This is a genomic window from Salibaculum halophilum, assembly GCF_002094885.1.
In the GTDB taxonomy this organism is placed as follows: domain Bacteria; phylum Pseudomonadota; class Alphaproteobacteria; order Rhodobacterales; family Rhodobacteraceae; genus Salibaculum; species Salibaculum halophilum.
On sequence record NZ_MSIT01000002.1, the window covers coordinates 129,020 to 140,289 of the forward strand.

At 66.9% G+C, this 11,270-nt stretch carries 8 protein-coding genes and 1 tRNA gene; 6 read left to right on the top strand and 3 right to left on the bottom strand.

Annotated features, from left to right (window positions below; genetic code table 11):
- Positions 1-6: 6 nt before the first annotated feature.
- Positions 7-618: a ribonuclease D gene (locus BU124_RS02100; RefSeq protein WP_084860939.1), complete on the bottom strand. Its 612-nt coding sequence runs from the start codon at positions 616-618 to the stop codon at positions 7-9.
- 30 nt (positions 619-648) lie between these two features.
- Positions 649-735: transfer RNA gene (locus BU124_RS02105), tRNA-Leu, on the bottom strand.
- 179 nt (positions 736-914) lie between these two features.
- Here BU124_RS02105 and BU124_RS02110 point away from each other — a divergent pair.
- A complete protein-coding gene (locus tag BU124_RS02110; protein WP_084860800.1) occupies positions 915-1,895 on the top strand; it encodes a complex I NDUFA9 subunit family protein in 981 nt (326 codons plus the stop codon).
- On the opposite strand, the gene BU124_RS02115 is transcribed toward BU124_RS02110, so the two are convergent.
- Positions 1,892-2,695, bottom strand: a complete 804-nt coding sequence (locus tag BU124_RS02115; RefSeq protein WP_084860801.1) for an undecaprenyl-diphosphate phosphatase — start codon at positions 2,693-2,695, stop codon at positions 1,892-1,894. The two genes, BU124_RS02110 and BU124_RS02115, sit on opposite strands and share 4 nt — an antisense overlap.
- Positions 2,696-2,910: 215 nt before the next feature.
- Between BU124_RS02115 and BU124_RS02120 the strand changes: the two genes are divergently transcribed.
- The 5 genes from BU124_RS02120 to fzlA all read left to right on the top strand — a co-directional run bounded on the left by BU124_RS02120 (position 2,911) and on the right by fzlA (position 11,259).
- The gene (locus BU124_RS02120; RefSeq protein WP_084860802.1) at positions 2,911-4,344 is read left to right on the top strand and encodes an NAD(P)-dependent oxidoreductase; all 1,434 of its coding nucleotides are present in this window, start codon (positions 2,911-2,913) and stop codon (positions 4,342-4,344) included.
- A 62-nt stretch (positions 4,345-4,406) separates the two neighbouring features.
- Positions 4,407-5,093: a hypothetical protein gene (locus tag BU124_RS02125; RefSeq protein ID WP_084860803.1), complete on the top strand. Its 687-nt coding sequence runs from the start codon at positions 4,407-4,409 to the stop codon at positions 5,091-5,093.
- A gap of 58 nt (positions 5,094-5,151) precedes the next feature.
- Positions 5,152-9,690, top strand: a complete 4,539-nt coding sequence (gltB, locus tag BU124_RS02130; RefSeq protein ID WP_084860804.1) for a glutamate synthase large subunit — start codon at positions 5,152-5,154, stop codon at positions 9,688-9,690.
- Positions 9,691-9,785: 95 nt separating this feature from the next.
- Positions 9,786-10,529: a monofunctional biosynthetic peptidoglycan transglycosylase gene (gene mtgA, locus BU124_RS02135; protein WP_084860805.1), complete on the top strand. Its 744-nt coding sequence runs from the start codon at positions 9,786-9,788 to the stop codon at positions 10,527-10,529.
- A gap of 64 nt (positions 10,530-10,593) precedes the next feature.
- On the top strand, positions 10,594-11,259 hold the full coding sequence (gene fzlA / locus BU124_RS02140; RefSeq protein WP_084860806.1) for an FtsZ-binding protein FzlA: 666 nt from the start codon (positions 10,594-10,596) through the stop codon (positions 11,257-11,259).
- Positions 11,260-11,270: the final 11 nt, after the last annotated feature.

The window sequence follows — 11,270 nt, forward strand, 5'->3', positions numbered from 1 at the left end:
TCCATTTCAGTGGGCAAAGATGTCGATTTCCGGCCAGCCAGCAAGGTCCAGCCGCGCCCGCATCGGCAGGAAATCGAAGCAGGCGGCGGCCATCTCGGTGCGGCCCTCGCGGGCCAGGCGGGTATCGAGGGCCTCGCGAAGGCGGTGCAGATACAGCACGTCCGAGGCGGCATAATCAAGTTGTGCCGCTGTCAGGTCGGCCGCGCCCCAGTCGCTTTGCTGCTGATGCTTGGAAATGTCGATATCGAGCAATTCCTGCAGAAGGTTCCTGAGTCCGTGCCTGTCGGTGTAGGTGCGGGTCAGCTTGCTGGCGATCTTGGTGCAGTAGACCGGCGCGGCCAGCGCGCCGAAGGCGTGATCCAGCGCCGCGATGTCGAACCGGCCGAAATGGAAAAGTTTCATCACTGCCGGGTCGGTCAGCATCCGGCACAGGTTGGGCGCCGCCGTCTGGCCCTGTTCGACCTGCACCAGGTGGCAGTCACCGTCGCCCGACGACATCTGCACAAGGCACAGCCGGTCGCGGTGCGGGTTCAGGCCCATCGTCTCGCAGTCGATCGCGACGACCGGGCCAAGGTCCAGCCCGTCGGGAAGGTCGCGCTTATAAAGGTGGTTTGCCATCTTTTCCATCATCTCCGGCTAGGGGAGGGATGGTGCCCAGAAGAGGACTCGAACCTCCACGTCCATACGGACACCAGCACCTGAAGCTGGCGCGTCTACCAATTCCGCCATCTGGGCACAGATGTCGTGGGAGAGGCATTTACGCCCGCGCGTCGGCGGTGTCAACGCGGGTCCGGCATGTTTTTCGCGCCGCCAACTCCGCCGCGGCGATTGCCGGGCCGCGGCCGGAAACCGCCTTGTTTGTCGGCCCCCCGGGCGATAAACGCGAGGGGACGGCAGCCACGAGGGGTAGGACCATGTCCAAGCTTGTCACGATATTCGGCGGGTCCGGGTTTCTGGGGCGCTACATCACCCAGCGCATGGCGCAGGCGGGCTGGCGGGTGCGCGTCGCGGTGCGCCGCCCCAACGAGGCGATGTTCGTCAAACCCTACGGCGTGGTCGGCCAGGTCGTGCCGGTGTTCTGCAACATCCGCGACGACGCCAGCGTGCGCGCGGTGCTGCACGGGGCGGATGTGGCGATCAACTGCGTCGGCACCTTCGACGCCTTCGGCAAGAACAACTTCGACGCGGTGCAGGCCGAAGGGGCCGAGCGCATCGCCCGGATCTCCGCCGAGGAAGGCCTGCAGCGCATGGTGCAGATTTCGGCCATCGGCGCCGATGCCGAGGCCGACAGCGCCTATGCCCGCACCAAGGCCGCGGGCGAGGCCGGCGTGCTGGCGCACATGCCGCAGGCGGTGATCCTGCGGCCCTCGGTGCTGTTCGGGCATACTGATGCCTTTTTCAACCGCTTCGCGGCGATGACGACCTACAGCCCCGTCCTGCCGGTGGTGGGGGCCGACACGCGCTTTCAGCCGGCCTATGTCGATGACGTGGCGGAGGCCGCGACGCTGGGCGCGCTGGGCCAGGCCGCGCCCGGCATCTACGAACTTGGCGGGCCGGACGTGGACACCTTTCGCGAGTTGATGCAGCAGATGCTCGGCGTGATCCGCCGCCGCCGGTTGATCCTGAACATGCCGTTCTGGATGGCCGGGCTGATGGCGCGTGTCTTCGCGCTGGGCGAACGGATGAGCTTCGGCCTGCTCAAGGGGCCGATCAGCCGCGACCAGGTGCTGCAACTGCAACAGGACAATGTTGTTTCCGAGGGCGCGCGGGGCTTTGCGGATCTGGGCATTTCGCCCAAGTCCATGGAGGCCATCCTTCCCGATTACCTGTGGCGGTTCCGCCCCTCCGGCCAGTATGCGGCGATCAAGGATTCGGCGCGCAACCTCAGGGACTAGGTGTAGGCGATCGTCAACAGCACCACGCCGAGGATCACCCGGTAGATCACGTAGGGCGTGAAGCTGACCGACCGAAGCAGCCGCATCATCAGCGCCAGCGCCGCCAGCGCGGCGACAAAGGCCATGGCGGCGGCCAGGGCCCCGTCGCGGGCCGCCGCGGCGTCGGCGGTCAGCGCCACCTCGGCCCCCAGAAGCACGCCCGAGGCCAGGATCACGGGGATCGACATCAGCATGGCCAGTTTCGCGCCTTCTTCGCGGGCATAGCCCAGCCGCCGCGCCGCGGTGATGGTGATGCCCGAGCGCGAGGTGCCGGGAATCAGCGCCAGCGCCTGCCACAGGCCCATGACGACCGCGTCGCGCAGGCTCCAGTCGGTCGCCTGCTTGTCCACGCCCCCGGTCTGGTCGGCCCAGTAGAGCGCGAGACCGAAGATCAGCATGGTCCAGCCGATCACCGCCGTGGAGCGCATCGCGGCGTCCAGCCCCGTCAGTTTCAGTACAAGCCCGAGAATAACGGCCGGGACGGTGGCGACGATCAGCAGCAGCGCCAGCCGCGCGCCCGACGTATCGACGCGGCCGCGGGCCAGGCGACCCAGTCCCAGGACCGCCCCGCGCACGTCGCGCCAGAAATAAAGCATCACCGCCAGCAGGGTCCCCAGATGCACCGCGACGTCAATGACGAGGCCCTGGTCCGCGCGCCCGGTCAGCTGCGGCAGCAGGATGAGGTGGCCTGACGAGGACACCGGAAGAAACTCCGTTATGCCCTGAATCACGGCGACGAGGACGAGCGTAAAAAGAGACATGGGCCGGCCTGATTCGTTTCCCCGTTTCTAACCGAGGGCGTGAAATGCGAAAGACCGGGTAATAGGTCCGACCCGGACCTAAAATGATCGCTCCGGCCCGGCGTCAGCGCGCGCCGGTCGGGAATTTCCTGTAATTAGGTCAGGGTGTATGACTTTTCTTCCGGCGCCAATCGGGTTACATGCGAAGGCCAAGCATTGGTGCAGGAGGACGGAACGTGTCTGGTCAGAAGATGCTCAAGTTCGTAGATGTGGAACGGGACATGCCCGAGAAGCGTCCGCCCGACCTGCGGCGGACGGATTTCCACGAGATCTACGCCGAATACGCCGACGAGAAGGCCAAGGAACAGGCCGCGCGTTGCAGCCAGTGCGGCGTGCCCTACTGTCAGTCGCATTGCCCGCTGCACAACAACATCCCCGACTGGCTGCGCCTGACGGCCGAGAATCGCTTGCAGGAGGCCTATGAGCTGAGCCAGGCCACCAACACCTTCCCGGAGATCTGTGGCCGGATCTGTCCGCAGGACCGTCTTTGCGAGGGCAACTGCGTGATCGAGAAATCCGGCCATGGCACCGTCACCATCGGCCAAGTCGAGAAATACATCACCGATACCGCCTGGGAGGAAGGCTGGGTCAAGCCCATCGTGCCCTATGCGGAACGCAGCGAAAGCGTCGGCATCATCGGCGCCGGGCCCGCGGGGCTTGCCGCCGCCGACAAGCTGCGCCGCGAGGGCATCCAGGTGACGGTCTATGATCGCTACGACCGTGCGGGCGGGCTGATGACCTACGGTATTCCCGGCTTCAAGCTGGAAAAGGACGTGGTCATGCGCCGCAACGACCAGCTGGAACAGGGCGGGGTCGAGTTCGTGCTCAACTGCGACGTGGGTGGCGACCTGCCCTTCGAAGAGATCCGCGCCCGCCACGACGCGGTGCTGATCGCCACCGGTGTCTACAAGTCGCGCGAGCTTCAGGCCCCGGGATCGGGGGCTGACGGCATCGTGCGGGCCATCGACTATCTGACCGCCTCCAACCGCAAGAGCTTCGGCGACACGGTCCCCGAGTTCGAGAGCGGCGAATTGAACGCCGAGGGCAAGAAGGTCGTCGTCATCGGCGGCGGCGACACCGCGATGGACTGCGTGCGCACGGCCACCCGGCAGGGGGCGGAAAGCGTCAAGTGCCTCTATCGCCGCGACCGCGACAACATGCCCGGCTCGCAGCGCGAGGTGAACAACGCCGAGGAGGAAGGCGTGGAATTCGTCTGGCTGACCGCGCCCAAGGGCTTCGCGGGCGACGCGGTCGAGGGGGTCATGGTCCAGCAGATGCGCCTCGGCGCCCCCGACGCCACGGGCCGCCAGATGCCCGAACTGATCGAGGGCAGCGACTACATCGAAGAGGCCGACCTCGTCATCAAGGCGCTGGGCTTCGAGCCGGAAGAGCTGCCGAAACTCTGGGGGGTCGAGGGCCTGGAGGTCACGCGCTGGGGCACCGTCAAGGCCGAGTTCACCACAGGCCGCACCAGCCTCGACGGTGTCTATGCCGCCGGCGACATCGTGCGCGGGGCGAGCCTCGTGGTCTGGGCGATCCGCGACGGGCGCGACGCCGCCGACGCGATCCTGGACCACGTGTCGCAAGGCGCCGCGGTCGCCGCGGAATAGGATGCACCCCCGGGAGCCGAGGTGGCATTCCCGGCCGCCAAACCACCGCGCAGGAGGGCAGGATGAAAACAGCCGGAGTGATGACCATCGCCGCCATGCTGGCGGCGGCCCCGGCCGTGGGCCAGACATTCGACCTGCCGCAGGGCTGCGAGGCCTTCGTGACCGTCCAGGGCAAGGACTGCACGGTCAGCCATATGTTCACCTGCGCGCAGGACCCCGAGGGGCACACCCGCCGCGCGGATCTGGACGAAGAGATGATAACCTATGTCGGGCGCGTTGATTCCGAGGCGCAGTGGATCGAGAGTTTCCACCTGTCCTCGGGCCACACCGAGCGGCTGGAAAGCAACCCCGCCGACCCGGCATCCTTGACCGAGCTTCTGGCCACGGATCGCGACACCTGGGATTTCGTCACGAAAAGCGCCGAGATCGGCCCAACCCGCTATACCGGCGAGGATCGCCTGACCGGGCAAAGCGTGGTGATCGACGGTGTCACGCTGCTGCGCACGGAATACGAGATCACCGCCCGCGACGCGGACGGCGCCGAGCTGTGGCGCGGGCAGGGGCGCGAATTCGTCCATCCCGACTGGCGCGTCTTTCTGTCGGGCGTCAGCGAATACACCACTGCCGACGACAGCTTCGAGACCGACGGGCGCCCCGTCGAATTCATCTTTCCCGGCGAGCCGGGCTTTCTCTCCGTCAATCCCAAATACGGCTGCGGCGTCGTGATGTCGTCGCTGCCCGCGGACTGACCGAAACCCCCGAGCGGCGCACCCCCGGGCGCGCGGCCGCGACACGAGGAGCGAGACCATGACCAAGTTCGATGCAAGCTGGGCCGCAACCGAGCAGGCCCGGCGCGACTGGGTGGCCGAGAACGGCCTCTACCGGCCCGAGGACGAGCGCGCCAACTGCGGCGTGGGCCTTGTCGTGTCGGTTGACGGCAAGCCGTCGCGGCAGGTCGTGCAGAACGGCATCGACGCGCTCAAGGCGGTCTGGCATCGCGGCGCGGTGGATGCCGACGGCAAGACCGGCGACGGCGCGGGCATCCACGTCCAGATCCCGGTGTCCTTCTTCTACGACCAGGTCGAGCGCACGGGCCATACCCCGCGCCGCGATGAACTGCTGGCCGTGGGGCAGGTGTTCCTGCCGCGCACGGACTTCGGCGCGCAGGAGACCTGCCGGACCATCGTGGAATCCGAAGTGCTGCGCATGGGCTATTCGATCTATGGCTGGCGGCATGTTCCGGTGGTCGTCGACTGCCTGGGCGAAAAGGCCAACGCGACCCGCCCCGAGATCGAGCAGATCCTGATTTCCAACGCCAAGGGCGTGGACGAGGAGACCTTCGAGCGCGAACTTTACGTCATCCGCCGCCGGATCGAAAAGGCCGCCGCGGCCGCGGGCGTCAAGGAGCTCTATCTTGCCTCGCTGTCCTGCCGCAGCATCATCTACAAGGGCATGATGCTGGCCGAGCAGGTGGCCGAGTTCTATCCCGACCTGCTGGACGAGCGTTTCGAGAGCGCCTTTGCCATCTATCACCAGCGCTATTCGACCAACACCTTCCCGCAGTGGTGGTTGGCCCAGCCGTTCCGGATGCTGGCCCACAACGGCGAGATCAACACCCTCAAGGGCAACCTGAACTGGCTGCGCAGCCACGAGATCCGCATGGCCAGCGCGGCCTTCGGCGACATGGCCGAGGACATCAAGCCCATCGTGCCGGGCGGATCGTCGGATTCGGCGGCGCTGGACGCGGTCTTCGAGGTGCTGGTGCGGTCGGGCCGCTCGGCCCCCATGGCCAAGACGCTGATGATCCCCGAAAGCTGGTCCAAGCAGGCCACGGAACTGCCGCAGGCCTGGCGCGACATGTATTCGTACTGCAACAGCGTGATGGAACCCTGGGACGGCCCCGCCGCCCTGGCCATGACCGACGGGCGCTGGGTCTGCGCCGGGCTCGACCGCAACGGGCTGCGCCCCATGCGCTATGTCGTCACCGGCGACGGGCTGGTGATCGCGGGCTCCGAGGTGGGCATGGTGCCCACGGACGAGGCGAAGGTGGTCGAGAAGGGCGCGCTCGGGCCGGGCCAGATGCTGGCCATCGACATGGCCGGCGGCACGCTGTTCCACGATGCCGAAATCAAGGACAAGCTGGCCCGCGCCCTGCCCTTCGGTGACTGGGTGGGCAAGATCAACAACCTGGACGAAAAGCTCTCCGGGGTCTCAGAGGCCCCGCTGCACTCCGGGGCCGAGCTGCGCAAGCGCCAGATCGCCGCGGGCTACAGCATCGAGGAGCTTGAAAGCATCCTGGTGCCCATGGCCGAGGACGGCAAGGAAGCCGTTGCCTCGATGGGGGACGACACGCCCAGCGCGGTGCTGTCGGAAAAGTATCGCCCGCTGAGCCACTTCTTCCGGCAGAACTTCAGCCAGGTCACGAACCCGCCGATCGACAGCCTGCGCGAATTCCGGGTGATGAGCCTCAAGACCCGGTTCGGCAATCTCAAGAACGTGCTCGACGAGGACAGCGGCCAGACCGAGATCCTGGTGCTGGACAGCCCCTTCGTGGGAAATGCCCAGTGGGAGGCGCTGGTGGCGTCCTTCAACGCCCCGGCGGTCGAGATCGACTGCACTTTCCCGGCCGGCGCCGGTGGCTCGGCCCTGCGCGACGCGCTGTCGCGCATCCGCGAAGAGGCCGAGGACGCGGTGCGCTCGGGCGCGGGGCATCTGGTGCTGACCGATCAGCATCAGGATCCCGACAAGGTGCCCATGCCGATGATCCTGGCCACCAGCGCCGTCCACAGCTGGCTGACGCGCAAAGGGCTGCGGACCTTCACCTCGATCAACGTGCGCTCGGCCGAATGTATCGACCCACATTACTTCGCGGTGCTCGTCAGCAGCGGCGCCACGGTCGTCAACGCTTACCTTGCCGAGGATTCGCTGGCCGACCGGATCGAGCGCGGCCTGCTGGACACGACCCTGACCGAGGCCGTGGCGCGCTATCGCAAGGCGATCGACCAGGGACTTCTCAAGATCATGGCCAAGATGGGGATTTCCGTCATCTCGTCCTATCGTGGCGGGCTGAACTTCGAGGCGGTGGGCCTGTCGCGGGCCATGGTGGCCGAGTATTTCCCCGGCATGCACAGCCGCATCTCGGGCATCGGGCTGGGCGGCCTGCAAAAGCAGGTTGAAAAGGTTCATGCGCTGGGCTGGCGCGGCAGCACCGACATCCTGCCCATCGGGGGCTTCTACAAAGCACGCCGCTCGGGCGAGAAGCACGCCTGGGAAGCCACCTCTATGCACTTGATGCAGCAGGCCTGCGACCGCGGCTCCTTCGAGCTGTGGAAGCAGTATGCGACGGCCATGCGGTCGAAGGCCCCGATTCACCTGCGCGACCTGTTGGCGATCAAGCCGATCGGGAACCCCGTTCCCATCGAGGAGGTCGAGAGTATCACAAGCATCCGCAAACGCTTCGTCACGCCGGGGATGTCGCTGGGCGCGTTGTCGCCCGAGGCGCACAAGACGCTCAACGTCGCCATGAACCGCATCGGGGCCAAGTCCGACAGCGGCGAGGGCGGCGAGGACCCGGCGCATTTCGTGCCCGAACCCAACGGTGACAACCCGTCGGCCAAGATCAAGCAGGTCGCGTCCGGGCGCTTCGGCGTGACGGCGGAATACCTCAACCAGTGCGAGGAACTGGAGATCAAGGTCGCCCAGGGCGCCAAGCCCGGCGAAGGCGGCCAGCTGCCCGGCATGAAGGTAACCGACCTGATCGCGCGGCTGAGGCACTCGACCAAGGGTGTGACGCTGATCTCGCCGCCGCCGCACCACGACATCTACTCGATCGAGGACCTGGCGCAGCTGATCTACGACCTCAAGCAGATCAACCCGCGCTGCAAGGTGACGGTCAAGCTGGTCGCCTCCAGCGGGGTCGGCACCATCGCCGCAGGGGTGGCCAAGGCCAAGGCCGACGTGATCCTGATCTCGGGGCACAACGGCGGCACCGGCGCCAGCCCGGCGACCAGCATCAAGTACGCCGGCCTGCCCTGGGAAATGGGCCTGACCGAGACGCACCAGGTGCTGTCGATGAACAATCTGCGCAGCCGCGTGACCCTGCGCACCGATGGCGGGCTGCGTACGGGCCGCGATATCGTCATGGCCGCCATGATGGGCGCCGAGGAATTCGGCATCGGCACCGCCGGCCTGATCGCGATGGGCTGCATCATGGTTCGCCAGTGCCAGTCGAACACCTGCCCGGTGGGCGTCTGCACCCAGGACGAGCGCCTGCGCGAGAAGTTCACCGGCAACGCCGACAAGGTGGTCAACCTGATCACCTTCTACGCCTCCGAGGTGCGCGAGATCCTGGCCGAGATCGGCGCGCGCAGCCTCGACGAGGTGATCGGGCGCGCGGACCTTCTGGCGCAGGTCAGCCGCGGTTCGGCACATCTGGACGACCTGGACCTCAACCCGCTGCTGATCACCGTCGACGGGGCCAAGGAAATCGTCCACGACCGTGAAAAGCCGCGCAACGAGGTTTCGGACACGCTGGATGCGCAGATCGTCAAGGATGCCGCGCGCTTCCTTCAGGACGGCGAGAAGATGCAGCTGGAATACGCGGTGCAGAACACGCTGCGGACCATCGGCACCCGCATCTCGAGCCATATCGTGCGCAACTTCGGCATGAACAACGATCTTCAGCCCGACCACCTGACGGTCAAGCTCAAGGGCAGCGCGGGCCAGTCGCTGGGCGCGTTTGCCGCGCCGGGGCTCAAGCTCGAGGTTTCGGGCGATGCCAATGACTACGTCGGCAAGGGTCTGTCGGGCGGCACCGTGGTGGTGCGCCCGCCGCAGGTCAGCCCGCTTGTGGCCAGCGAGAACACGATCATCGGCAATACCGTGCTTTACGGGGCGACGGGGGGCTACCTCTTTGCCGCCGGGCGCGCCGGGGAACGGTTCGCGGTGCGCAACTCGGGTGCGCATGTCGTCATCGAGGGCTGCGGGTCGAACGGCTGCGAATACATGACCGGCGGGGTCGCCGTGATTCTCGGTGAGATCGGGGCGAACTTCGGCGCGGGCATGACCGGCGGCATGGCCTATCTGCACGATCCCGACGGCACGGCACGCAACCTGATGAACATGGAAACGCTGGTGACCTGCCCGGTCACGGTGGATCACTGGGAGGCCGAACTGAAGGGCCTGATCGAACGCCACGCCGCCGAAACCGGCAGCCGCAAGGCCGCCGACCTGCTGCAGCACTGGGACGTCGAGAAGCCGAACTTCGTGCAGGTCTGTCCCAAGGAGATGCTGCCGCATCTGTCGGCGCCGCTGGGCCAGGAGGACAGCGCCGTTCCGGCCGAGTGAGCGGGCCACGGCCTTCGCGCCCGGCCCTCGCGGGGCCGGGCAAGCGGGGCGATGCGTGCGCTTGACCGGCCGGGCCGAACGGTGTGAATGGGCGCATGGCTAGGAAGCGCGCGGAAAAGGGGAACGCTGCTCCGGGCGTTCCGCACGACGGCGGGCCGTGGCTGACGCGCCTCCGCGCGGCAGTGCGGCGCTGGCTTCGGAGGGGGGCGTTTGCCGTGGTCAGCGCGATCCTTCTCCTTGTTGCGCTTTTCTCGGCGGTCAATCCGCCGACCACACCGTACATGTGGTCGGAAAGCCGCCGCCTTGGCGGGGTGGCGCAGGAGTGGGTCGACATGGCCGATGTCGCGCCGGTCATGGCCCGCGCGGCCGTGGCGGCCGAGGACGCGAATTTCTGCCTGCACTGGGGGCTGGACATCTCGGCGATCCGGGCGGCCATGGCCGACGGGGGCCGGCGCGGGGCCTCGACGATCAGCCAGCAGACGGTCAAGAACGTCTATCTCTGGCAGGGGCGCAGCTGGACGCGCAAATCCATCGAGGCGCTGGTCACGCCGCTGGTCGAGGCGATCTGGTCCAAGCGGCGCATCCTCGAGGTTTACCTCAACGTGGCCGAGTTCGACGACGGTGTCTTCGGCGTCGAGGCGGCAGCGGCGCAGTATTTCGGGGTCGGCGCAGCGGAGCTGACGCCGGTCCAGGCCGCGCGCCTTGCCGCGATACTGCCCGACCCCAAGGGCCGGTCGGCGGCGCGCCCTTCGGAGTTCGTGCGCCGCCGGGCGACGAGCATCCTGGACGGGGCGGCGACGATCCGCAGGGATGGCCGGGCCGACTGTTTCGAGCGCTGACCCGGGATTGAACCCGCCCCGCGCATCGGGCATGGAAGGAGGACCCCTGACCGAGACCGCCGCGATGAACCGTCTTTTCCATTATCCACTTTCGCCGTTCAGCCGGAAGGTGCGCCTGAGCCTGGCCGAAAAGAAGATCGAGGTGGAACTGGTCGAGGAACGCTACTGGGAAAAGGACCCGGATTTCCTGCGCCGCAACCCGGCGGGCAAGGTGCCGGTGCTGAAGATGGGCAACCGCACCATGGCCGACAGCACGGCGATCTGCGAATACCTGGAAGAGACGCATCCCGACCCGGCGCTTTTTCCCGCCACGCCCGAGGCGCGCTACGAGGTGCGCCGCCTGGTGGCCTGGTTCGACGACAAGTTCAACGACGAGGTCACGACCAAGCTGATGGGCGAGCGGATGTTCCGCAAGGTCATGGGCACGGGCTATCCCGACAGCACCAACGTCAAGGCCGGGGCGAAGGCGATCAAGTATCACATCGACTACATGGCCTGGCTGCTGGACCAGCGCCGCTGGCTGGCCGGCGACCAGATGAGCCTGGCCGATTTCGCCGCCGCCGCGCATCTGAGCTGTCTGGACTACATCTCGGACGTGGACTGGCACCGCGCGCAGGTGGTCAAGGACTGGTATGCCAAGATCAAGTCGCGCCCGGCTTTCCGGTCGATCCTGGCCGACCAGGTGCCGGGCTTTCCGCAGCCGGATCATTATGCCGATCTGGATTTCTGATCCCGTCTCGC